This window comes from Aeromonas sp. sif0611 (genome assembly GCF_019218845.1).
Taxonomy (GTDB): Bacteria; Pseudomonadota; Gammaproteobacteria; order Enterobacterales; family Aeromonadaceae; genus Aeromonas; species Aeromonas media.
On sequence record NZ_JAHUWU010000002.1, the window covers coordinates 316,532 to 338,073 of the forward strand.

Here is a 21,542-nt window from a genome sequence, read left to right on the forward strand (position 1 = left end):
TGGCTCAACCACGATATATCCAACAACTCTTTCCAATCCCACCACTACCTCCCCCATACCCGCCATCCCATCAACGCCAGCGTCAATACAACCCCCGGCAGCCAGACCCAGTAGAGTTCGGAGAGGATCACCGCCTCACCTCGGGCGGTGAGATAGGCCTCCGGCTTGAAGGGGGCGACCCGGATCAGCTGCCAGGGGGCGAAGAAGCGCTCGTCACACCACGGCCAGAGCCAGCCAACCCCCTTGCCGCCGGTGGTGAGGGAATCGAGCAGGCTATGGGAGAGCAGAGAGACAAGCAGAAACGACCAGACGGTGGTGGCGCTGGCCTTCAACTGGCGGTGAAACAGCATGGCCAGCGTGGGCAGGACAAAGGCGAACAGCAGGGAGTGGGTAAAGCCGCGGTGGCCAAAGACATGGCCGTAGGCGACCCCCAGTTTGAAGGCGAGCACATCGGTATCGGGCAGCATGGCGATGGCAACCCCCGCCAGCAGCAGGCGCGGCGGAATCATCCGGCTGCCAAGCCCGAGCCCAAGGCAGAGAGGGACGGCGGCGTGGGTGACTATGGTGGGCATAGGGTGAAGCTCCAACTGAAAACGTTGGCCTACCTTATTCCCGCTCGGTGAAGTGAAGGTGAAGTTGCGGGTCGCCAGCCTTGAGCCCATGGCGGGCATTGCCTACAATGACCCACTTTTTATCAAACTCAGGTCTATAAAATGAGCGACAACAAACCTGCACTGCCCGACCGCCTGGCGGCCAACCCGCGCAGCCCGCACCATGTGGCGGAGTGCTTCCAGCACGAGATCGGCATTCGCGTGAACGGCAAGGAGCGCACCAATGTCGAGGAGTACTGCATCAGCGAAGGTTGGGTGAAGATCCCCTCCCCCAAGGCCAAGGATCGCTACGGCAATGCCATGCTGATCACCGTCAAGGGCACCGTCGAGGCCTTCTACGCCTAAGCTGCGTATGGCAGCGAAGCCCCGACGACCTTGTTATTTCAAAGCACCGGCCAAGCGCCGGTGTTCTGCTTTTGGGCTGGCCCTGGCCCACAGGCGCCTCTCTTTCTTTGCTCTCTTTTGCCTTCCTGTTTCTTCCTTTCTCTCCCTTTCTTTTACATTTTCCCCTTCCGCCAGGGCCCTGATCTGGCTGGTGTGCGGCCTTTTCCGTCCAGGCAAGGGCGGCGATCTGGTCATCCCGGCCCGCTAGTTTATCCACGCCATCACAGCACCGACCATCCTCAGGAGCGTGGCTTGCCGACCTGCCAGCGTTGCAGCGCGGCCCCTGCCAGCACCAGCACAATGCCGAACAGATCGTTCGCTGCCAGCCGTCCGGCCAGGGCATCGAGCAGTGCGCCCCCCGCCAGCTGGCCCGTGACGATGAGCAGGGCGCAGGCCAGGGCGCCGACCCGGCCTATGGCCCAGCTGCTGATGGCGACGAAGAGCGCCCCCAGCACGCCGCCGAGCAGCAGCCAGGGATCGAGCCCGGCGAGCCGCTCCCAGGGCGCCCCCTTGAGAATGAGCAGGGCGCCGAGCAGCCCAAAGCCGAGCAGGTGGTTGGCGAGGGACGCCGTCATGGCGCCCCGGGCGCTGGCGAGGCGGCCATTGAGGGTGCGCGACAGGCTCACCGCCACGCCGTTCAGCAGTCCCAGCAGGATCAATAAGGTCATGGTGTCTCTCCTAATGCAGCACGATAAGCAGGGCGCCGGCCAGCACCAGCAAGGCGGCGAGCGCGTCCTTTCCCGAGGGGCGGCGGCGGGCCAGTCCGAGCCAGCCGAGGCCATCGCACAGGGCACCAAACAGCAGCTGGCCGAGCAGCAGCAGGGCCAGGGTGCCCGCCATGCCGAGGGGGGAGTTGAGGCACAGGGCCGCCAGCACCACGGTGAGCGCCCCCGGCAGGCCGCCGAGCCAGGCCCAGGGCGGGGCCGCCTCCGGCGTCGGGGGCCTTGGGGAGAGCCACCACAGGAGCCCGGCCACCAGGCTGCCGACCCCGTGGGCCAGCCAGCTCCCGAGCCAGGGGTCGGTGGCGCGGGCCAGGGCGCCGTTCTGGGCGATCATCAGCGCCAGCAACAGGCCGGCAACGAAGGCGGCCAGGGCGCCTATGGTCTGGCCGAGTGCCTGGCCGAGGGCGGGGCGACCGGGGCCGCGGTCAACAAAAGGGGGGATCATGGGTTGCTCCTTGGTGTCATTGGTGAGCAGGGTAAATTGTTTTTGATTTAGGGATAATCTACCCTTATGGAACAACATTGTTTCCATATTGAGAACAGCATGAACCAGGATGCCTTCGCCCTGCTCCCGGCCTTCGTCGCCGTGGTGGAGTCGGGCAGTTTCTCGGGCGCCGCCCGCCAGCTCGGCCTCAGCAAGTCGGTGCTGAGCAAGAAGGTGAGCCAGCTCGAGCAAGCACTCGGCTGCCAGCTCATCTATCGCACCACCCGCTCCCTCACCCTCACCGAGGCGGGGGAGCGCTACTTCGAGACGGTGCGCCATGCGGTGCGTCTGGCCAGCGACGGGGAAGATGCCATCGGCGCCCTGCAATCGGCCCCCCGCGGCCTGCTGCGGGTGACTGTGCCCATGGTCTATGGCCGACGCCACATCGCCCCCCTTGTCCCCGAGTTTCTCGCCCTCCATCCCGAGGTGCAGTTGCAGCTCGAGATGAGCGACGCCCAGCAGGATCTGGTGGCCGAGGGGTTCGACGTGGCGGTGCGCATCGGCGAGCTGGAGGATTCGAGCCTGGTCGCCCGCCGCCTCGCCCCCTGTCTCAGCACCCTGTGCGCCGCCCCTGCCTACCTGGCGCAGGCCGGCACGCCCCGCACCCCGGCCGATCTCGAGCGCCACAACTGCCTCTTCTACTCCCTGTTTCGCGGCGGCACCCAGTGGCGCCTGCACGGGCCAGAGGGAGAGGTGGCCATCACCCCCAGGGGCAATTTCGAGGTCAACAACAGCGATGCCATCCACACCGCGCTGCTGGCGGGGCTCGGCATCGGCAACATGCCGGACTTCATCGTGGCGCGGGATCTCGCCATCGGCCGACTGGTGCCCGTGCTGCCTGACCATGCCCTGCCCGAGCACGGCATCTGGTGCGTCTATCCCAAGCGCCGCCACCTGCCCGCCAAGGTAGAGGCCTGGCTCGCCTTCCTGCAGGAGCGGCTGGGGCTGCGTTGAGGGGTGCCATCGGGATAACCGGAAGGGTTCACGTTTTTTTCATCGGGAAAGGAGTAGAGTAGGCAGTAAACCAAGCATCTGTTTTTATTGGAAAAGCATTCAGGGGACGAGCCACGGCATCGCGCCCCTCACACCAGGTGGAGCCCCATGATGAAGAAAACCGCGATTGCCCTGACCCTCACCAGCCTGCTGGCGCTGCCACTCTTTGTCTCATCCGATGCCTGGGCCGCCCCGGTGCGCTCCCTGCAAAAGGAGCAAAACTACGACCAGTACATCAGCAAGCGCCAGGTGGTGGATCAACTGCTGGCGGACGCCGCCCGCATCTTCCACTCCCCCGCCCGGGTCTCAGATGCGGGCTTCACCGCCAAGATGCCGAGCAACATGGAGCAGGTGACCACCCTGCTGCTGGAAGCCCACCAGCTCGAGCCCTATCGCACCGATCTGCTCATCTCGGCGGCCAACGCCCAGATCTACAACGGCAACGTGGAGAGGGCCATCGCCCTGTTCGAGCAGGCCCTCACCGCCGCGCCGGACGATCTGGACATCAACACCTATCTGGCAACCTGGCTGCGCTTCAAGGGCGATCAGGCCAAGTCCGATGGCTACGTCAAGCGGGTCGGCGAGCTCAACGCCGGTCGCGCCGCCGATCTGCAGCGGCTGTTCGCCACCGTGGACCGGGTGGTCGCCACCCCGCTCAAGGAGCGTCAGGGACGGGGCGAGAAGAAGGGGCGCCGCGCCATCGTCACCCTGGGCTATGCCCTCAATCCCGATGGCTCCATGAACGACATCCTGCTAGGGCGCCTCGAGACTACCCGCGCCCTGGCCCAGGCCGATCCGGCGGCCCTCGTCATCCTCACCGGCGGCGTGCCCCAGAACCGCCAGACCGAGGGCAAGCTGATGGCGGACTGGCTGGCGAAAAAGGGCATCGACCGCTCCCGCATCATCGAGGAGAACTATGCCACCAGCACGGTGGAGAACGCCCTCTACAGCGGCTATGCCCTCGCCCGCCACGAAATTGAGTTCGCCACCCTGGTGAGCTCGGCGAGCCACGTGCGCCGGGGCCAGACCCTGCTGGAAATCGCCTGCTGGCAGAGCGGCCCGGCCACTATCCGCATCGACAGCGTCGCCTACCCGGACAAGCCCCTCTCGGCCCTAGCCAAGGCAAGCCCGGAGGAGCTGCTCGGCATCTACCGCGACGCCCTGCGCACCTATGGCCTCTGGAGCTACCGCTCGGCCCCGCTGATCGAGCGCTGATCCCATGGCATGACGCCCAGCAAAAAGCCCGCCGAATGGCGGGCTTTTTCATCATCTGACGGGCCTGGGTGTCGCTGGCTGGTATCAGCCCTTGAGCGCCAGCCACAATGGTGAAGCCCTCCAAGGCCAGGCAGGCTTTTGGCGCTGGCGGGCCTCAGCCCTTGAGCTCCAGCACTGTGGTGAAGCCCCCGAAGATCATGCGGGCGCCATCGAAGGGCATGGTCTGGTGCATGGGGCTGGCCGGATCCATCCTGGGGTCCTTCATCATTTTGGTCATGGCCTCGTCCCGCACCGCCTTGCTCGGCCACTCCACCCAGGAGAAGACCACGGCTTCGTCCTCCTTGGCCGCCACCGCGCGGTAAAAGTCGGTCTGCTTGCCGTGGGGCACGTCATCCCCCCAGCACTCCAGCACCCGAGTGGCGCCATATTCGAGAAAGATGGGGTCAAACAACCCCGCATGATCGATCAGGGCCTGCTTGTTGACCGTGGGCACGGCGATCACGAATCCGTCTACATATGACATGAGAGGTTCCTCCTGTGGTTGAGGATCTCAGCATAGCAGCCGCGCCCCTGGCCGCCCTCAGAGGGACACCAGCCGTTCCAGATCGCTGCGGGTCAGGCGCTTGCTGTCCACCTTCACGTAGAGGGAGTGCTCCTCGCGCACCAGCAGCACGTCGCTCACCCCGTCGCAGGCGCGGATCCGCTGCTCCAGCGCCGGGGTGGCCTCGACCCCCTCCGGCAATACGATGCGCAGGCTGCTGACATAGGGGGGCTCGGCCATGGTGAGGCTGACCCCGAACCAGAGCAGGGCCAGCACGGCGCAGCCGCCAAACACCAGAGGGCCGCCCCCCAGGCTGTAGAGCAGACCCCCGAGGCTGCCGCCGATGGCGACCCCGAGGAACTGACTGGTGGAGTAGACCCCCATGGCGGTGCCCTTGTAACCCGGGGGGGACTCCTTGCTGATCAGCGACGGCAGCAGCGCCTCCATCACGTTGAAGCCGACGAAGAAGAGCTGCAGCCCGGCGAGCAGACCCCACAACTGCTGGCCGCTCTGCCAGAGCACCAGCTCGGCAACCAGCATCACCAGCACGCATCCGATGAAGACCCGCTTCATCTGGCGGTGCTTCTCGGCATAGATGATGAAGGGCACCACACTCACGAAGGCGACCAGCATGGTGACCAGATAGGCTTGCCACTGGTGCTCCCGAGCCAGGCCCGCTTGTTCGAGCAGGGGTGGCAGCGCCACGAAGCTCGACATCAGCAGGGTGTGAACGCAGAGGATGCCGAGGTTGAGCTTGAGCAGGCGAGGGTTGGTGAGCACGGTGCGAAAACCGCCGCGCACCATGGCGGACTCGCGATTTTGCAGGTGAGCCGCCGGGGTCGGCACCACCCAGATCACCATGGCGATGGCCGCCAGCGCCAGCAGGGCGATGAGCCAGAACAGACCGGAGAGTCCCACCGCCTGGGTGATCAGGGGGCCGGTCACCATGGCGATGGCGAAGGTGATGCCAAAGCTCACCCCGATGAAGGCCATGGCCTTGGTGCGATTCTGCTCCCGGGTGAGATCCGACAGGAGCGCCATGACGGCGGCGGAGATGGCGCCGCTCCCCTGCAGGGCGCGCCCGACGATAACCCCCCAGATGGAGTCGCTCAGGGCGGCGATGACACTGCCCAGCGCAAACATCAGCAGGCCGCCGACGATGAGGGGTTTGCGGCCGATGCGATCGGAGAGCAGGCCGAAGGGGATCTGGAACAGCGCCTGGGTCATGCCGTAAATGCCGATGGCAAGGCCGATCAGCGCCTCGGAAGCACCCGCCAGGGACATGCCGTAGGTGGTCAGCACCGGCAGGACCATAAACATGCCGAGCATGCGCAGCGAGAAGACGGAGCCGAGCGCCCAGGTCGCGCGGCGCTCGCCCCTCGTCATGGTGAAATCATTCATGATGGCCTCGATAGGTCAGGGAGAAGAGACAGAAAGGGGCGGATGACAAGGCACGCCACACCCGAAAAAGCCGACAAGGTGCCCCGTGGGGCGGGCCTCATAATAACAGAGCCGGGAAGGTTCCCGGCTCTGGATTTCATGTATTTAGGGGTGCAGTTCACACTATCAGGGCAGCATGCTCACCAGCACGGGCGCTGCGTCCGGCTGGAAGTCCACCGACATCATCACGCTCAGACAGGTGAAGATGATGACGATGATGGAGAACATGTCAGCTCCAGCCTCAGGGCAGCATGCTCACCAATACAGGCGCGGCATCCGGCTGGAAGTCCACCGACATCATCACGCTGAGGCAGGTGATGGTGACGATGGAGAACATGAACAGCTTGCGCGCCCAGAGGGAGTCATCCACCGCCGCCTTGTAGCCAGACAGCGCCATCCCCAGCCACCAGACGCTCACCGCGGTGGCGACGATCAGGTACTTGTAACCGGCGTAACCGCCGAGGAACAGCATCAGGGTCGGCACCATGAACGCCAGTATGTAGAGGGTGATGTGGTGCTTGGCCACAGAAATGCCCTTCACCACCGGCAACACGGGGATGTTGGCGGCCTGGTAATCCTTGAAGCGGAAGATGGCAATCGCATAGGAGTGCGGCATCTGCCACAGGCTGAAGATCGCCAGCAGGATAAGCGCCCCCGAGTCGAACTGGCCGCTCACCGCGCAGTAGCCGATGACGGGTGGCGCGGCGCCAGAGAGGCTGCCGACCAGGGTGCCATAGACAGAGTGACGCTTCATGTAGAGGCTGTAGACCCCCACATAGACCAGGAAGCCCAGCACCGCCAGCAAGGCGGCCAACGGGTTGGCCGCGAAGTAGAGCAGTGCAATGCCCGCAACGCCCAGCGCCGTCGCATACCAGAGCGAGACGCCTGGCGCGATCAACCCCTTCACCAGGGCGCGGTTCTTGGTGCGCTCCATGATGCAGTCGATGTCCCGGTCGATGTAGTTGTTGAACACGCAACCGGAGGCCACCACCAGTGACACCCCCACCATGGTCAGGATGAACAGGGGCACATCCAGGCTCCCCTTCGAGGCCAGCAGGAAGCCGCCGATAACCGAGATGAGGTTACCGAAGATGATGCCCGGCTTGGTCACTTGCAGGTATTGCTTCATCATCACATCAACCCGCTCAGTGAACCATCATGTTGATGTTGAGGTTGTACATGATCCACAGGGAACCCACGACCACGATGGCGATGATGAGCACGGTAAAGACCAGTGCCACCAGGTTCCAGCGCTCCTCGGAGGAGGTGTTCATGTGCAGGAAGTAGATCAGGTGCACGAAGATCTGCACCACCGCCATGCCGACCACGGTGCCGAGCACCATGGCATGGGAAGCGGAGCCGTCCATCACCATCCAGAACGGGATTGCGGTCAGGATGAGTGACAGCACGAAGCCTGTCATGTAGGACTTGATGCTGCCGTGGCTGGCGCCGTGATTGTCAACGGAATGACTCATTACATGACCCCCATCAGATAAACCACGGTGAAGACGCAGATCCACACCACGTCCAGGAAGTGCCAGAACAGGCTCAGGCACATCAGGCGCGTGCGGTTGCGCTCGGTCAACCCCTTCTTGCTGATCAGTACCATCATCACGATGATCCAGATAAGGCCGCTGGTCACGTGGATACCGTGGGTACCGACCAGGGTGAAGAAGGCGGACAGGAAGCCGCTGCGATCCGGGCCCGCATCATTGACGATCAGATGATGGAACTCGTAGATCTCCATGGCGATGAAGCCGGCGCCAAGCAGGAAGGTGACCAGCAGCCAGGTGTTGACCGCGGAGACCTTGTTCTTGTTCATGGCCAGCATGCCGAACCCGAAGGTGATGGAGCTCAGCAGCAGCAGCATGGTTTCGGCGAACACGAACGGCAGTTCGAAGATGTCCTTGCCGGTGGGACCGCCGGCGGTGCCGTTGACCAGGACCGCATAGGTCGCGAACAGGGTCGCGAACAGGATGCAGTCACTCATCAGGTAGATCCAGAAGCCGAATACCTTGGTGGCACCGGCATCATGGTGCCCATCCTCATGGGCACCGTGAGAGTGATGTAGAACGTCAGTCGCCATGGAGTTAAGCCACCTTGTTGATATTGTCGAAATGCTGACCTTCGATGCGCTCGATCTCGTCAACCTGTACGTAGTAGTCCACATCGTCGTTGAAGCTGTGGATGATCCAGGTGGCGATCATGCCGACGAAGCCGGCGATGGCCATCCACCAGATGTGCCAGATCATGGCAAAGCCAAACACCACGCTGAAGGCGGCGATGATGACACCGGCACCTGAGTTCTTCGGCATGTGGATGGGAGCGTACTTGGCCGGCTGGCGATAGGCGCTGCCGTCCTCTTTAGCTTCCCAGAAGGCGTCCAGACCGGTCACCTTGGGCTCGATGGCGAAGTTGTAGAACGGCGGCGGAGAGGACGTAGCCCACTCCAGGGTACGGCCACCCCAGGGATCGCCGGTCCAGTCACGGTTCTTCTCGCGGTCACGGATACTGACCACGACCTGGATCAGCTGGCACAAGACACCGATAGCGATGAGGCCGGCGCCGCAGGCGGCAACCACCAGCCAGCCATGGAACTCGGGATCGATGTTCTGACTGACACGACGGGTCATGCCCATGAAGCCCAGCACGTAGAGCGGCATGAAGGCCACGAAGAAACCGGTGATCCAGAACCAGAACGCACGCTTGCCCCAGACGTCATCGAGCTTGAAGCCGAACGCTTTCGGGAACCAGTAGGTGATACCGGCGAAGCAACCGAACACCACGCCTCCGATGATGACGTTGTGGAAGTGGGCGATCAGGAACAGGCTGTTGTGCAGCACGAAGTTGGCAGCCGGCACGGAGAGCAGTACCCCTGTCATCCCACCCACGGTGAAGGTGATGATGAAGCCGACGGTCCACAGCATGGGGGAGCTGAACTCGATGCGACCACGGTACATGGTGAACAGCCAGTTGAAGATCTTCACCCCGGTCGGGATGGAGATGATCATGGTGGTGATGCCGAAGAAGGCATTCACGTTGGCGCCAGACCCCATGGTGAAGAAGTGGTGCAGCCAGACCACGAAGGAGAGCACGGTAATGGCCACCGTCGCCCACACCAGGGAGGTGTAGCCGAACAGCTTCTTCTTGCAGAAGGTCGCCACCACTTCGGAGAAGATCCCGAATACCGGCAGCACCAGGATATACACCTCGGGGTGACCCCAGGCCCAGATCAGGTTGATGTACATCATCATGTTGCCACCCATGTCATTGGTAAAGAAATGGGTACCCAGGTAACGGTCTGCGGTGAGCAGGGCGATGGTGACGGTCAGGATCGGGAAGGAGGCGATGATCAGGATGTTGGCGCACAGGGCTGTCCAGGTGAACACCGGCAGACGCATCATGGTCATGCCGGGGGCACGCATCCGGATGATGGTGGCAAAGAAGTTCACGCCGGTCAGCAGGGTCCCCAGACCCGAAATCTGCAGACTCCAGATCCAGTAATCGACCCCGACCCCGGGACTGAACTCCAGCCCCGACAAGGGCGGATAGGCCAGCCAGCCGGTCTGGGCGAATTCACCGACCCCGAGGGAGACGTTGATCAGCACCACGGCCGCGGCGGTAAACCAGAAGCTCAGGTTGTTCAGGAAGGGGAAGGCGACGTCACGGGCACCGATCTGCAGCGGCACCACGATGTTCATCAGGCCGATCACCAGCGGCATGGCCACGAAGAAGATCATGATGACGCCGTGGGCGGTGAAGATCTGATCGTAGTGGTGCGCGTTCAGGTAGCCTTCGCTACCGGCGGAGGCCATGACCTGCTGACCACGCATCATGACCGCATCGGCGAAGCCGCGCAGCAGCATGACCATGCCCAGGATGAGATACATGATACCGAGGCGCTTGTGGTCCACAGAGGTGAACCACTCTTTCCACAAATATTGCCACTTGCCGTAATAAGTGATGAGACCGGCAATCGCCAGCCCACCCAAGATGATACCGGCTATCGTAACCATGATGATGGGTTCATGGTACGGAACAGCCTCGAGTGTCAATTTTCCAAACATCGATTATTCCTCGGATCCTGCTTTCACACTCTTGTCAGCCATGGACGTGGCCATGTGTCCGGCATGCTCGTCGTGACTCATGGCCGCGTGGTCCATGGGCTCTGCTTTTGCAGCGTCATGGTTCATGGCCTTGTGGTCCATGGGTTCTGCTTTCGCGGCGTCATGCTTCATGGCCTCGTGGTCCATGGCGCCATCTTTTGCAGCGTCATGGCCGCCATGGGACATGCCGCCCATGAACTTGTTGATCACATTGACGAACAGCTTGGGATCGGCGCTGGCGAAGTACTCAACCGGGTGGTTTTCGCTCTTCTTGGCCAGGGCATCGAACTCACCCATGGTGCTCAGCATCTTGGGAGACTGTTTCACCTTGGCGACCCAGGCATCGAAACCGGCCTGGTCCTGGGTGGCAATCGCCTTGAACTTCATGCCAGAGAAACCGGCACCGCTGTAACTGCCGGAGATCCCCTTGTACTGACCCGCCTCGTTGGCAATCAGGTGCAGCTTGGTTTGCATCCCGGCCATGGCGTAGATCTGACCGCCCAGCTGGGGGATGAAGAAGGAGTTCATCACTGTGTCTGAGGTCACCCGGAAGTTGATCGGGGTGTTGACCGGGAAGGCCAGCTCGTTGACCGAGGCGATACCCAGCTCCGGATAGACAAACAGCCATTTCCAGTCCAGCGATATCACATCGACCTGGATCGGCTTGACGTCAGATTCCAACGGCTTGTAGGGGTCGAGGGAGTGGGAGGTTTTCCAGGTAATCACCGCCAGGATGGCGACAATAATGACGGGCACGGTCCAGACGACCGCTTCAATCTTGTTGGAGTGAGACCAATCCGGGGTGTATTTGGCAGTGGTATTGGATGCTCTGTATTTACGAGCAAATGCCACCGTCATAATAATCACAGGAATCACCACGATTAACATCAACCCGAGTGCGGTCAATATCAGTGACTTCTGCTCCAGACCAACCTGCCCCTTGGGGCTCATCAGTGCCATGTCGCAGCCACTCAGCAAGCCAGCGGTTGCCATCAACAGCAAAGCGCCCAAGCCCCTCTTTACTTCAAAAGGTCTCATGCAATGTCCTCATCGTTTCAAGGCTTATTGGTATAATAAAAATGCCGCATTTTATTGCATCAGACCGCCATGTGAACAACATGAAAAATTAATCCCGAAATTGTTTTAAGAGTGGTGACAACAGGTATCAGATGTTAATCACTTGACAGCGACCAATTTATTAAATTCACAGTTCATCAATTCATCTTCCATTAATTTATTCCCTCGCCAAAATCGCTCACCAATTAATCAAAACGGCCCATTACCCTTATTTTCAGAGGGATAAACAGGGCAAAAAAGAGCCATTCAACCCCCTCTTGATGCACAAGCGCCCTCACCATTCCTTGATCTGGATGCGCATATTCCGAGGTGGAATAAAAAAATAATTAATCAAACGAATGTATGATTAACTTCCCAGGACCGATGGAGGTGCAGAAGGGGCTGCCCTGTCTGAGGCCCACCATAAAAAACGGGCCTCATACAAGGCCCGTTGACGACAACACCCCACCACTGCGTCTCCCTCAGGGGTGTTTATGCTCCATTCGGGTCGCCACGGCGATCCGGTTCCAGGCATTGATGGTAACCACCTGCATCAAGCACTGGGCCAGCAGGGTTTCCCCAAGCAGGGCCAGGGCCTGTTGGTAGGTCTCATCGGTGAGCCCGCGCTCGCCGATCAGGGTCACCTCGTCGGTCAGGGCCAGCACGGCCCGCTCCCGCTCGTCGAACAGCGGGGATTCGCGCCAGGCGGCTAGCGCCAACAGGCGCTGCGGGCTGTCACCGTGTTTCATGGCCACCTCGGCGTGCATCTCGATGCAGTAGGCGCAGCCGTTGAGCATGGAGGCCCGCAGTTTGATGAGCTCCTTGAGCGACAGGGGAATATCGGTCCCGCCGAGATAGGCCTCGAGCCCCATCATGGCCGAGACGGCGGCGGGTACCTGGCTGGCAAGCTGGATACGATCTGACATGGCAATACTCCTGAGGTGAGCGCCCCCCTTGGGCGATGAGCACATTGTTCACACTTTCATCCATGGATAGAATACCGCCATAACCTGCAACAGTTTTGCGCTTATCGCAAAGGTATACCCATGCTGGATCGCGTCCGCATCCTGGCTCAGGTGGTGGAATCGGGAAGTTTCTCCCGGGCCGCCCGGGCCCTCAACCTGGCCCCCTCCTCGGTGACCCGCACCATAGATGCGCTGGAGCAACAGCTGGGGATCCCGCTATTCAAGCGCAGCACCCGTCAACTGGTGTTGACCGAGCAGGGTGAGTACTTCCTTGCACGCTCGGTGCGCCTGCTGGAGGAGGCGGATCAGCTGGTGCAATCCCTGCAGCCCCTGCCGGTGGCGCCAGAGGGCCCGCTTCGGGTCTCGGTGTTCGAGAGCTTCGGCGCCGCCTGGCTGGCACCGCGCCTGCCGGCCTTCCTGGCCCGCTACCCCGGGGTGCGGCTCGAGATCGAGCTCGACAACCGGCTGGTGGATCTCGACGCCGAAAACGTGGACGTTGCGGTGCGCATAGGGCGCCCCGTGGACAGCGGCCTCCATAGCCGCCATCTGCTCACCAACCGGACCCTGCTGGTCGCCTCCCCCGCTTATCTGGCGCGCCATGGCGAGCCCGCCCACCCCGATGAGCTGGCACACCACAACTGCCTGATCCGCGGCCATGGCCGTCAGCGCCAGCATTGGTATTTCCGGCAAGGGGCGCTGCGGCACAGGGTCGCGGTGCGGGGCAACCTTGCCTCGGTCGGCGGCACGCCGCTGCTGTGCGCGGCCCAGGCGGGCACCGGCATCCTGCTGCTGTCGAGCTGGATGGTGCAACAGGGGATCGACGATGGCACTCTGCAGCCGCTGTTGCCGGACTGGCAGGCCTCCCCGTACGAGGATCGCCATGACGAGATCCATGCGGTCTTTCGCGGCGGCCGCTTCTTGAAGCCCCAGACCCGCGCCTTCATCGACTTTCTGATCGAGGTGATGAAGCCCCTGCAAGTGCCGCGCTGATGACTGCGTCCTGGCCATGACTTATGGGAAAAGCAAACGCCGGGCAGAGTGCCCGGCGTCCGGTGTGAACAGCACGTTCAGCGGAAGAGTTCAGCCCGCGGGTTCAGCGGGCATTGCGCCCATCCGGGGGTGAGGTGACGCCGCGATAATCCCCATAGGGGAAGACGCTGCGCAGGCGCTGGGCCACGGGCTCAGGGATGGAGCGGGAGAAGACCAGCCTGACACCGTTGCCATCGCGCTGACCCAGGATGCGCCCCCGTACCGGCTCCTGCTGCAGGATCTGCTTGGCCTGGGCCAGGAAGCGCGGCGGCACAGAGCCTCGCTTCAGCAGTACCTTGCCAGGCTGCAACCGGATCTCGAACAGGGCGCCCCGCCCCAGCTTCATAAGCCACCAGATGAGGGCTATCGCCACCAACAAAGACAACCAGGCCATCCGCTTGCTCCTTGAATACCTCAGTTTTCGTCAGTATAGGCCAGCGTCGACTGGCAATTATTTGGCGAGCCTCACGCTTTGTCCATCACGCTGGCGAGCGTCTCAGCAATCCTTCCCCCAGGCCACCAGCGTCTCACGATAGAGCGCCAGCAGTGCCTGATCCCGCACCGCCACCCCGACCCGCTGAGCGGGGAAGCCCGCCCACTCATCGTGGGGATGGGACTTGCCGTCGAACTTCTGCAGGGTATGGCCGATGGCGGGGCCATGGTCGATGACTCGCACCGGGCCCTCCCGCAGGGTGAACAGCTCGGGATCGATTACATAGGCGATGGCGGACGGATCGTGCACGTGGCAACCATTGAGGCCGATGCGCTCGGAATAGAAGCGCAGGTAGAAGCGGCTCACCGCCCACAGGAAGCGGCCGGGCTCACCGGCGTCGTCCCGCAGGGCATCCAGATAGGCACTGCTGAAGAAGCTCTGCTGGGTCACGTCCAGCCCGATGATCACCACGGGCCAGGGGGCGGTGAACACCCGGTCGGCCGCCTCGGGATCGTCGTGAATGTTGGCCTCGGCATAGGGGGTCACGTTGCCGCGATGGCCGTTGACGCCAAAGGCGCCCCCCATCACCACCACCTGCTTCACCAGCGCGGTGATCTCGGGGGCGGCCTCGAGCGCCAGCGCCAGGTTGGTGAGGGGCCCGATTGTCACCAAGGTGATCTCGCCGGGGTTGGCCTTCACCGTCTCGACGATGTATTGCCAGGCCGGGCGAGGATCCGGCGCCAGAGTCACCTCCCCCGCCTCCACGTCCCCCAGCCCGCTCGGGCCGTGCACCACAGTGGTCGGCCCCACGGGTTCGCGCAGCAGTGGCGCGGCGGCGCCCTGGGCCACCTCCGCCCTCATACCGTATTTCTGCTTGAGCCAAAGGGCGTTGCGGGTCCCGTTCTCTATGGTGGCGTTGCCAAACACCGTGGTGATGGCGAGCAAGTCGATGGCGGGGTGGGCCTCGGCAAAGAGTATTGCCATGGCGTCGTCAATACCGGGATCGGTATCCAGAATGATCTTGTGGGTCATGGGGCCTCCATACGGCAGAAGTGCCAGTGTAGCGACCTCGAGCCCGTTTAACAGCGTCAGGATCACAGCCTCGACCTTTGACTCCCTCCCACTCCGCCGATCGGCGACATCTTGAGCACCTCATCCAGGAGCCTGTGATGGTCAGGGGCCGGAGTGACGACATTCTGGACAGTCGGACCGTCCCCAGCCCCCCGCGCCTTGTGAGCAGGCCTGCGAGATGGTATCACTTGGCCTCACTCTCCCACTCCTCGTCGAGGCGCCAACGTGATCACCCTGATTAAAGAGTCTGACCAGCTGAAGATGCCCTGGAAAAACAAGCAGGGCACCACGGCCCAGATCCTTGTCTCTCCCCCGGGCTCGAGCCTGGACAAGCTCGATTTTGACTACCGACTGAGCTCGGCCCCCATCAAGGCGGCGGGCCCCTTCTCCAAGTTTCCCGGCTATCAGCGCATCCTGCTGCCCGTCAGCGGCGCCGGTTTCGTGCTCAACGGCCACCCCTATGCCACCTTCGAGGCGGCCCATTTCAGCGGGGATGATGAGACCCACTGCGAGCTGCTGAAAAAGGAGGTGACGGATTTGGGGCTCATCTACGACCCGAAACGCCTCAGCGCCAACGTGCGGGTGCTCAATGTGCCCTTCCCCCTGACCCTCACCCTGGAGACGGACAAGACCTACCTCTGCCATCTGCTGAGCGGTCAGCTCGAGGTGGATGGCCGAGCCGTCGCGGTCAACGAGACCCTGGTGGTCACGGGGGAAGAGAGCATACGACTGGAGTGTCAGAAGAAGACGGCCATCGCCTTCTTTACCCTGCAGCCGATCGGCTAAACAACAGGCAGGATCAGCGTTTGGGGGCCCGGCCTCCACTATCGAGGCAAGCCTGCATGCTGTCGTAGGGTTCGTAGTACTTGGTGCGGCTGTAGTAGGTGCCGCCCTTGGGATGGCAGATGCCGTTGCGGCTCTTCTTGACCGGGGGCTCCGCCGCCAGCGCGATGGCACACATCAGCAGCAGACAGCAGCCGAGCACCCATTTGATTGCTCTCATTCTCTCTATCCGTTCGGTTCATCAGCGGGACGCTGGCCCGTTTGCGGCCCAGTCTATCTCATTGATTCTCCGGCTACCGCCGGTCAGATCATGAAAAGAGACGCTTATTCACCGCCCTTCTCCCCCGATGTAAACCCAAATAAAAAAGCCGGGAGATCCCGGCTTTTTAATGTCATGACAGGCAAAGCGGCTTAGCCGACCTTGAAAGCGCCCTTCATCATGGCGAAGTGGCCGGGGAAGGAGCAGAAGAAGGTGAGATCCTTGCCTGCCAGCCCTTCGGTCTTGAAGGTGACGCTGGTGCTCTCGCCGCCGCCCACCAGCTTGGTGTGCGCCAGTATCCTGGCATCGTCCTTGGGCAGGTAGTCGTGATCGACACCGGCGCTCATGCCCGCGGTGGCGACGGCCTGATAGTCGGCGGTGTTGGCCAGCACCCAGTTGTGACCCATGTTGGCCACCGGCAACTTGCCTGTGTGATTGAGAGTCACCGTCACCTCCTTGCAAGTGGCCGGCACGCTCATCTCTTTGAGGTTGTACTGCATGGCGTCATTGCCTTCGATGACCAATGCGCACTCATCGGCCAGCACCGGGGCTGCCAGTGAACTCAGAAGCAGCAGGGTTAACACCTTTTTCATCATCTTCTCCTTTGATTGACGAGGAATGGCAACACCCTTGTCTGGCGAATCGCTCGGCGACACGCTAAAGATGCTGTCATGATCGATCTTTATTGTACCCAAATGTCGCCGGAGGAAGACGGCTTTTGCTCAAAGCTGCGGACCAGGTCACTCCCCGATGGCATTGACGGTGAAACAGATCCGCAGGCTCACCGCCAGCGTCGCTTAATTATTTCCAGTCAAGTCCGGCGTCAGGGGCTCGTCAACCCAGGCCCCCTTGGCTAAGCTGCTCCCCGTCGACGACTTTCACGAGAATGCAAGATGAAGACCCTCTCCCTGGCCCCCCTCAGCCTGCTGCTCTGTCTGATGCTGCTGACCGCCTGTCAGCCGGCCCCGATCCAGACCCGCATTCAGGGTAGCACCATGGGCACCTACTACGCGGTGACCCTGAGCGATCCCTTCCCCGGCGGCCAGGTTGCGCTGCAGGGGGAGGTCGATGCCCTGCTGGCGCGACTCAACCAGGAGATCTCCACCTATGATCCGGACTCCCTCATCTCCCGCTTCAACCGGAACGCAGGCAAGGCCCCCATGCCCATACCGGCCAGCATGGCCAGGATAGTGCGGCAGGGCATGGATGCGGGACGCCTCACCCGGGGCAAACTGGACGTCACCGTGGGTCCCCTGGTCAACCTGTGGGGCTTCGGGCCGGACAAGCGTCCGGTCAAGCGGCCCACCGCGGAGCAGATCACCCAGGCACGGGAGCGGGTCGGCATCGACAAGCTGAGCCTGACGCCGCAAGGGGACCACTTCCTGCTCGGCAAGAGCATCCCCAACCTTTATCTGGATCTCTCCACCCTGGGGGAAGGGGCTGCCTCGGACGAGATAGCCACGCTGCTGGAGCGCAAGGGGGTGCACAACTACCTCGTCGAGGTGGCAGGCGCCGTGCGCAGCAAGGGGCATAACGACAAGGGCAACCCCTGGCGAGTGGCCATCGTCGAGCCCTCAGACAGGCCGGGCGCCATCGAGGACGTGGTCACCCCGCACGGCATGGCCCTCAGCACCGCAGGCAGCTATCGCAACTATTACGAACTCGATGGCCGACGCTACTCCCACATCATCGATCCCGCCACTGGCGAGCCCGTCACCCACAAGCTGGTCTCCGCCAGCGTCATCACCCCGACCGCGCTCGAGGCCGACGCCCTCGATACCGCCCTCATGGTGATGGGGCCGGAGCAGGCGATGGCCTTTGCCACCGAGCACAAGCTGGCGGTCTATCTCATCGAGAAGACGGATCAGGGGTTTGCGGCGCGCCACACCCCGGAGTTCGCCCCCTATCTGGTGCGCAGGCAGCCATGAGCAACGAGGCCCCGCAATGCGGGGCCTCTTCATGATGGCGCGTTATTCAATGGGGACCCGATGGGGCGCCGGGGTGACCGCCTGCTTGGGCAGTTGCAACGTGAGGATGCCGTTGTCGAAGCGGGCGCTGACCTTGTCCGGCGCCACCTCCACCGGCAGTTCGACGGTGCGTGACACGCTGCCATAGTAGCGCTCGCTGCGCAGAGCCCTGTCCTCCTTGTTCTGACTGTCGTGCTGGCGGATCTCCGCCTTCAGGGTCACCAGCTTGCCGTGCACGTCCACGTGGATGTCCTCTTTAGCCACCCCGGGCAGCTCGGCCTGCAGCAGGTAACCACCGTCGCTCTCCCTCAGATCCAGCTTGATCTGGCTGGGCAGGGGATCCCCGTGCAGGGGCCGGATGTAGAAACCGGAGGCCATGTCGTGGAACAGGTCATCAAACAGGCTGGTTCGGCTCGGTAGCAAACTCATTTGATTCCTCCTTATGGTGCGGGTAAAACATCGGCGGGCCCGCTGCCCGTCTGCAGATCGCCGGGATCTGCCTCCCTTCAAGTCTAAAAAACGGATGGAACCGCGCCACTGTCATCTCGTGCCCGGTTGACGGAGATCAAGTACGCGCCATGATTTTTTGCGGCCCGGCTCTGCGCTCGGCGGGAAAAACGGGGACCCTTCCCATGTTCAATTGCCTGCCTGCGGACTTTGGTGGCACACTTCTCCCACCAGCCCGCAGCGCCTCGATGCAAGACAGATGCAGACACCGGATCCCGCACCAGAGAAGAAAGCACAGCCCAAACCCAGGCGCATCCTGCTGGTCAACGAGCAGCGATCCTTCCAGATGATGATGAAGGCGATGCTGATCAACATCGGCATCAGCCGCATCACCTACATCAATTCCGCCGACGAGGCGCGCCGTCGCTGCCAGAAAGAGAGCTTCGACATCTATCTGCTCGACTACGAGCTGGGGGCGGGTGAGAACGGCCGCCAGTTGCTGGAGAGCCTGCGGGATCAGCAGCTGATCCCGCCCCAGAGCGTGGTGATCATGGTCAGCAGCGACAGCTCCCGCGCCATGGTGCTGAGCGCCCTTGAAGCCGAGCCCGACGAATACCTGATGAAACCCTTCTCCCAGGAGCAGTTCTCGTTTCGCTTGAAGCGCGCCCTCGCCCGCCGCCAGGCCCTGGAGAGCGTCTTCACCGCCCTCACCCGGGATGACCTGCCGGCGCTGGTCGAAGCCTGCGCCAGGCAGGCCGATGCGGCGCCGCGCTTCGCCAACTTCTGCCGCTGCCTGCAGGCCGACACCCAGCTCAAGCTCGGCCAGGCCAAGGAGGCGCGCAGCCTGATGCGCCAGCTGCTGGCCGGCCAGGAGAACAGCTGGGCCAGACTGACTCTGGGCAAGGCCTGCTACCGTCTGGCACTCTATGACGAGGCGGTGAGCCACCTGCAGGCGACGCTGAAGAACACCCCCCTGATGGTGGAGGCCCATCTCTGGCTGGCGGAGTCCCTGCTCTCCCTGGGCAAGGAGGAGCTGGCCCAGCAGGAGCTGCGCCGGGCGGTGGACATCTCCCCCCAGTCGGTGCAGCTCTCCCGCCGCCTGGCAGAGGTGTGCCTGCTGCGCCACGACTACGGCCAGGCCAAGGATGTGTTGCTCTCCCTCATCGACCTGTCGCGCAACTCCATCCATCGCACGCCCCACTACCTGGGGGCCTACATCCAGACCCTGACGCTCTATGCCCTCAACAGCAACGACGGTTATCACATCGCCAATCTGCAAAAGCAGGTGAACTCCGCCCTGTCGCGCATTCGCGATTCCCTGATGATGTCGGAGTTCAACTACCCGGTGTTCGAGCAGATCTGTCAGGCCAGGGTCCGGATTGCCCTGGGAGAACTGCTCAAGGGCAAGAAGATGCTCTATCGCGCCAACCAGAACTGGCTGGACAAGCCCGAGACCATGCCCCCCGCCCTGCTCGGCGAGACCATACTCGCCCTCTACCAGCTCGGGGAGTTCGAGTACGCCGAGAGCCTGCAATCCCTGCTGGCACAGGACGAAGACCGGCTGCTCACCACCTGCATCCAGGTGACTCGCGACGACAAGACGGTGCAGGAGCGCCGTCAGCGCTACCAGCAACTCAACGATCTCGGCATCAAGGCCTACCAGAGCGGGGAGCTGGAGCAGGCCCTCGGCCATTTCCGCGAAGCCCTGCGCCGGGCGCCCGCCAATACCGGCGCAGCCCTCAACAAGATCCAGGTGCTGCTGCAACTGATGCAGAAGCACCGCAAGAGCCCGGAATTCGGCGCCGAGTGCAAGGAGACCCTGGAGGTGCTGGAGGGCATCCCCCTCAATCCCGCCCAGCAGGATCGCTTCCGCAAGCTGCGCCAGGAATTTAACCAGATAGCCTAACCAGCGGCGCGCCTCCCTCACCTATGCTGATACAGACTCAAGCAAGGAGGGGCGACAGCATGGGGATGTGCCGATACCTGGTGGCAGATGGCCGCCACTGCAGCGAAGAGGCGGGGGATCACGACCTGTGCCACTGGCACGACCCTCATGCCTCTCACTCATCCCCGGACACCGCCGCGGCGCTGGAGCGCTATGTGCGCCAAGGGGGCCTGTGCCACGGATTGCAACTGGCCCGCGCCGATCTCGCCGGTCTCAACCTGGTGAACAGAGAGGGGCCACAGGGGTTCCTGCTGGAGCAGTGCAACCTCTATCGCGCCAACCTGCGCGGCGCGCACCTCTACGGTATTCGCATCAAGGGCGGCAGCCTGATGAAGGCCGATGTCAGTGACGCCAACCTGCACTGCGCCGAGTTGCACGACGTCAACCTGCTCGGCATCCGCTGGAAGAACACCCGGCTCGACAACCTGGATACCGGCAGGCGCCTGATGCAGGACAGGAAGGGGCGAAGCGAGCGGGATCCGGTGCAGGCCCGCGTCTGGTTCAAGGAAGCGGAAGAGACCTACCGGGATCTGCGCAAGGCCTCGGAGGCCCAGGGGATCTTCACCATGTCCGGCCGTTACATCCAGCAGGAGCTCACCATGCGCCGCCTGCAGATGCCGTTCTGGTCCTATCACCGATTCGCCTCCTGGATAGTGGATCTCTTCTGCGGCTACGGAGAGGCTCCCATGCGGGTGGTGCTCTTCTCCCTGCTGCTCATCTTCATCTGCAGCATCTTCTACTTCTTCTGCGGCCTCAACTTCGCGGGCAACCACCTCATCTACCGCCCGGAGGCGACCCTCGAAGAGAACGCCACCTTCCTGCTGGAATGCCTCTACTACAGCGTGGTGACCTTCACCACCCTGGGTTATGGCGACTTCACCCCGGTCGGCCTCTCGCGGATCTTCGCCGCCTTCGAGGCCTTCACCGGCAGCTTCACGCTGGCGCTGTTCGTGGTGGTATTTGTCAAAAAGATGACCCGCTGACAACCTGCCCACGATCTTGCTGTGAGGCCGTGATCAAGGCTCATGTGCTGCTCGGAATCCTCACGTATATCTATACGCTCCGGTTCCTGCGCTGCGCTTCACCTTGCT

The 21,542-nt window shown here is 62.5% G+C and carries 23 protein-coding genes and 1 pseudogene; 8 read left to right on the forward strand and 16 right to left on the reverse strand.

Going from position 1 to position 21,542, the window contains the following annotated elements:
* Positions 1-44: 44 nt before the first annotated feature.
* Positions 45-572 carry a metal-dependent hydrolase gene (locus tag KW824_RS06350; protein ID WP_218409301.1) on the reverse strand — a complete coding sequence of 176 codons (528 nt, stop codon included), beginning with the start codon at positions 570-572 and terminating at the stop codon, positions 45-47.
* A 141-nt stretch (positions 573-713) separates the two neighbouring features.
* Between KW824_RS06350 and KW824_RS06355 the strand changes: the two genes are divergently transcribed.
* Positions 714-956, forward strand: coding sequence for a DUF3297 family protein (locus tag KW824_RS06355; protein WP_005332143.1), 243 nt, complete (start codon positions 714-716; stop codon positions 954-956).
* A 278-nt stretch (positions 957-1,234) separates the two neighbouring features.
* Here KW824_RS06355 and KW824_RS06360 read toward each other — a convergent pair whose 3' ends face one another.
* Both KW824_RS06360 and KW824_RS06365 read right to left on the reverse strand, forming a co-directional pair.
* On the reverse strand, positions 1,235-1,663 hold the full coding sequence (locus tag KW824_RS06360; RefSeq protein ID WP_218409302.1) for a DMT family transporter: 429 nt from the start codon (positions 1,661-1,663) through the stop codon (positions 1,235-1,237).
* Positions 1,664-1,673: 10 nt separating this feature from the next.
* Positions 1,674-2,162, reverse strand: coding sequence for a DMT family transporter (locus KW824_RS06365; RefSeq protein ID WP_218409303.1), 489 nt, complete (start codon positions 2,160-2,162; stop codon positions 1,674-1,676).
* Positions 2,163-2,261: 99 nt separating this feature from the next.
* On the opposite strand from KW824_RS06365, the gene KW824_RS06370 reads away from it, so the two are divergent.
* Both KW824_RS06370 and KW824_RS06375 read left to right on the forward strand, forming a co-directional pair.
* Entirely contained in the window at positions 2,262-3,155 is an 894-nt protein-coding gene (locus tag KW824_RS06370; protein ID WP_218409304.1) for a LysR family transcriptional regulator, read from the forward strand.
* Between the two features lie 150 nt (positions 3,156-3,305).
* Positions 3,306-4,409: a YdcF family protein gene (locus tag KW824_RS06375; RefSeq protein ID WP_218409613.1), complete on the forward strand. Its 1,104-nt coding sequence runs from the start codon at positions 3,306-3,308 to the stop codon at positions 4,407-4,409.
* Between the two features lie 154 nt (positions 4,410-4,563).
* Here KW824_RS06375 and KW824_RS06380 read toward each other — a convergent pair whose 3' ends face one another.
* The 8 genes and pseudogenes from KW824_RS06380 to KW824_RS06420 form a co-directional block, all read right to left on the reverse strand.
* Positions 4,564-4,932: a DUF1428 domain-containing protein gene (locus KW824_RS06380; RefSeq protein WP_043133720.1), complete on the reverse strand. Its 369-nt coding sequence runs from the start codon at positions 4,930-4,932 to the stop codon at positions 4,564-4,566.
* Positions 4,933-4,989: 57 nt separating this feature from the next.
* Positions 4,990-6,351 (reverse strand): MFS transporter, encoded by a 1,362-nt coding sequence (locus KW824_RS06385; protein ID WP_218409305.1) that lies wholly within the window; start codon positions 6,349-6,351, stop codon positions 4,990-4,992.
* Between the two features lie 280 nt (positions 6,352-6,631).
* Positions 6,632-7,525: a heme o synthase gene (cyoE, locus tag KW824_RS06395; protein ID WP_139751821.1), complete on the reverse strand. Its 894-nt coding sequence runs from the start codon at positions 7,523-7,525 to the stop codon at positions 6,632-6,634.
* Between the two features lie 10 nt (positions 7,526-7,535).
* The gene (locus tag KW824_RS06400; protein WP_218409306.1) at positions 7,536-7,865 is read right to left on the reverse strand and encodes a cytochrome o ubiquinol oxidase subunit IV; all 330 of its coding nucleotides are present in this window, start codon (positions 7,863-7,865) and stop codon (positions 7,536-7,538) included.
* Positions 7,865-8,512, reverse strand: a pseudogene (locus tag KW824_RS06405) (cytochrome o ubiquinol oxidase subunit III); the annotation flags it as partial. The pseudogene KW824_RS06405 and the gene KW824_RS06400, both read right to left, overlap by 1 nt.
* On the reverse strand, positions 8,481-10,457 hold the full coding sequence (gene cyoB / locus KW824_RS06410; protein WP_139751819.1) for a cytochrome o ubiquinol oxidase subunit I: 1,977 nt from the start codon (positions 10,455-10,457) through the stop codon (positions 8,481-8,483). The pseudogene KW824_RS06405 and the gene cyoB, both read right to left, overlap by 32 nt.
* Before the next feature lie 3 nt (positions 10,458-10,460).
* On the reverse strand, positions 10,461-11,534 hold the full coding sequence (gene cyoA / locus KW824_RS06415; protein WP_139436390.1) for a cytochrome o ubiquinol oxidase subunit II: 1,074 nt from the start codon (positions 11,532-11,534) through the stop codon (positions 10,461-10,463).
* 500 nt (positions 11,535-12,034) lie between these two features.
* Positions 12,035-12,478, reverse strand: coding sequence for a carboxymuconolactone decarboxylase family protein (locus KW824_RS06420; protein WP_218409307.1), 444 nt, complete (start codon positions 12,476-12,478; stop codon positions 12,035-12,037).
* 120 nt (positions 12,479-12,598) lie between these two features.
* Between KW824_RS06420 and KW824_RS06425 the strand changes: the two genes are divergently transcribed.
* Positions 12,599-13,507 carry a LysR family transcriptional regulator gene (locus KW824_RS06425; protein ID WP_218409308.1) on the forward strand — a complete coding sequence of 303 codons (909 nt, stop codon included), beginning with the start codon at positions 12,599-12,601 and terminating at the stop codon, positions 13,505-13,507.
* A 103-nt stretch (positions 13,508-13,610) separates the two neighbouring features.
* On the opposite strand, the gene KW824_RS06430 is transcribed toward KW824_RS06425, so the two are convergent.
* Positions 13,611-13,940, reverse strand: coding sequence for a DUF3634 family protein (locus KW824_RS06430; protein WP_005326902.1), 330 nt, complete (start codon positions 13,938-13,940; stop codon positions 13,611-13,613).
* A gap of 102 nt (positions 13,941-14,042) precedes the next feature.
* A complete protein-coding gene (locus KW824_RS06435; protein ID WP_005326903.1) occupies positions 14,043-15,011 on the reverse strand; it encodes a nucleoside hydrolase in 969 nt (322 codons plus the stop codon).
* A gap of 264 nt (positions 15,012-15,275) precedes the next feature.
* Here KW824_RS06435 and KW824_RS06440 point away from each other — a divergent pair, with 264 nt between their 5' ends.
* Complete coding sequence (locus KW824_RS06440; RefSeq protein ID WP_218409309.1) at positions 15,276-15,836, forward strand: HutD family protein; 561 nt, start codon at positions 15,276-15,278, stop codon at positions 15,834-15,836.
* Positions 15,837-15,849: 13 nt separating this feature from the next.
* On the opposite strand, the gene KW824_RS06445 is transcribed toward KW824_RS06440, so the two are convergent.
* Positions 15,850-16,053 carry a hypothetical protein gene (locus KW824_RS06445; RefSeq protein WP_218409310.1) on the reverse strand — a complete coding sequence of 68 codons (204 nt, stop codon included), beginning with the start codon at positions 16,051-16,053 and terminating at the stop codon, positions 15,850-15,852.
* A 191-nt stretch (positions 16,054-16,244) separates the two neighbouring features.
* Positions 16,245-16,685 carry an azurin gene (azu, locus tag KW824_RS06450; RefSeq protein WP_041205381.1) on the reverse strand — a complete coding sequence of 147 codons (441 nt, stop codon included), beginning with the start codon at positions 16,683-16,685 and terminating at the stop codon, positions 16,245-16,247.
* Between the two features lie 300 nt (positions 16,686-16,985).
* Here azu and KW824_RS06455 point away from each other — a divergent pair, with 300 nt between their 5' ends.
* A complete protein-coding gene (locus KW824_RS06455) occupies positions 16,986-18,020 on the forward strand; it encodes an FAD:protein FMN transferase (RefSeq protein WP_218409311.1) in 1,035 nt (344 codons plus the stop codon).
* Positions 18,021-18,062: 42 nt separating this feature from the next.
* On the opposite strand, the gene KW824_RS06460 is transcribed toward KW824_RS06455, so the two are convergent.
* Entirely contained in the window at positions 18,063-18,488 is a 426-nt protein-coding gene (locus KW824_RS06460) for an Hsp20/alpha crystallin family protein (RefSeq protein WP_041205380.1), read from the reverse strand.
* A 277-nt stretch (positions 18,489-18,765) separates the two neighbouring features.
* On the opposite strand from KW824_RS06460, the gene KW824_RS06465 reads away from it, so the two are divergent.
* Positions 18,766-20,412 (forward strand): response regulator, encoded by a 1,647-nt coding sequence (locus KW824_RS06465; RefSeq protein WP_218409312.1) that lies wholly within the window; start codon positions 18,766-18,768, stop codon positions 20,410-20,412.
* Positions 20,413-20,471: 59 nt separating this feature from the next.
* Positions 20,472-21,434 carry an ion channel gene (locus KW824_RS06470; RefSeq protein WP_218409313.1) on the forward strand — a complete coding sequence of 321 codons (963 nt, stop codon included), beginning with the start codon at positions 20,472-20,474 and terminating at the stop codon, positions 21,432-21,434.
* Positions 21,435-21,542 lie beyond the last annotated feature (108 nt).

Excerpts from the sequence above, each read along its gene's own strand:
- KW824_RS06460 (WP_041205380.1), bottom strand. The coding sequence starts at position 18,488 with ATGAGTTTGCTACCGAGCCGAACCAGCCTGTTTGATGACCTGTTCCAC.
- KW824_RS06360 (WP_218409302.1), bottom strand. The coding sequence starts at position 1,663 with ATGACCTTATTGATCCTGCTGGGACTGCTGAACGGCGTGGCGGTGAGC.
- KW824_RS06445 (WP_218409310.1), bottom strand. The coding sequence starts at position 16,053 with ATGAGAGCAATCAAATGGGTGCTCGGCTGCTGTCTGCTGCTGATGTGT.
- KW824_RS06455 (WP_218409311.1), top strand. The coding sequence starts at position 16,986 with ATGAAGACCCTCTCCCTGGCCCCCCTCAGCCTGCTGCTCTGTCTGATG.
- KW824_RS06420 (WP_218409307.1), bottom strand. The coding sequence starts at position 12,478 with ATGTCAGATCGTATCCAGCTTGCCAGCCAGGTACCCGCCGCCGTCTCG.
- KW824_RS06435 (WP_005326903.1), bottom strand. The coding sequence starts at position 15,011 with ATGACCCACAAGATCATTCTGGATACCGATCCCGGTATTGACGACGCC.
- cyoB (WP_139751819.1), bottom strand. The coding sequence starts at position 10,457 with ATGTTTGGAAAATTGACACTCGAGGCTGTTCCGTACCATGAACCCATC.
- KW824_RS06470 (WP_218409313.1), top strand. The coding sequence starts at position 20,472 with ATGGGGATGTGCCGATACCTGGTGGCAGATGGCCGCCACTGCAGCGAA.
- KW824_RS06465 (WP_218409312.1), top strand. The coding sequence starts at position 18,766 with ATGCAGACACCGGATCCCGCACCAGAGAAGAAAGCACAGCCCAAACCC.
- KW824_RS06425 (WP_218409308.1), top strand. The coding sequence starts at position 12,599 with ATGCTGGATCGCGTCCGCATCCTGGCTCAGGTGGTGGAATCGGGAAGT.
- azu (WP_041205381.1), bottom strand. The coding sequence starts at position 16,685 with ATGAAAAAGGTGTTAACCCTGCTGCTTCTGAGTTCACTGGCAGCCCCG.
- KW824_RS06385 (WP_218409305.1), bottom strand. The coding sequence starts at position 6,351 with ATGAATGATTTCACCATGACGAGGGGCGAGCGCCGCGCGACCTGGGCG.
- KW824_RS06380 (WP_043133720.1), bottom strand. The coding sequence starts at position 4,932 with ATGTCATATGTAGACGGATTCGTGATCGCCGTGCCCACGGTCAACAAG.
- KW824_RS06365 (WP_218409303.1), bottom strand. The coding sequence starts at position 2,162 with ATGATCCCCCCTTTTGTTGACCGCGGCCCCGGTCGCCCCGCCCTCGGC.
- KW824_RS06375 (WP_218409613.1), top strand. The coding sequence starts at position 3,306 with ATGAAGAAAACCGCGATTGCCCTGACCCTCACCAGCCTGCTGGCGCTG.
- KW824_RS06350 (WP_218409301.1), bottom strand. The coding sequence starts at position 572 with ATGCCCACCATAGTCACCCACGCCGCCGTCCCTCTCTGCCTTGGGCTC.
- KW824_RS06400 (WP_218409306.1), bottom strand. The coding sequence starts at position 7,865 with ATGAGTCATTCCGTTGACAATCACGGCGCCAGCCACGGCAGCATCAAG.
- cyoA (WP_139436390.1), bottom strand. The coding sequence starts at position 11,534 with ATGAGACCTTTTGAAGTAAAGAGGGGCTTGGGCGCTTTGCTGTTGATG.
- KW824_RS06430 (WP_005326902.1), bottom strand. The coding sequence starts at position 13,940 with ATGGCCTGGTTGTCTTTGTTGGTGGCGATAGCCCTCATCTGGTGGCTT.
- KW824_RS06355 (WP_005332143.1), top strand. The coding sequence starts at position 714 with ATGAGCGACAACAAACCTGCACTGCCCGACCGCCTGGCGGCCAACCCG.
- KW824_RS06370 (WP_218409304.1), top strand. The coding sequence starts at position 2,262 with ATGAACCAGGATGCCTTCGCCCTGCTCCCGGCCTTCGTCGCCGTGGTG.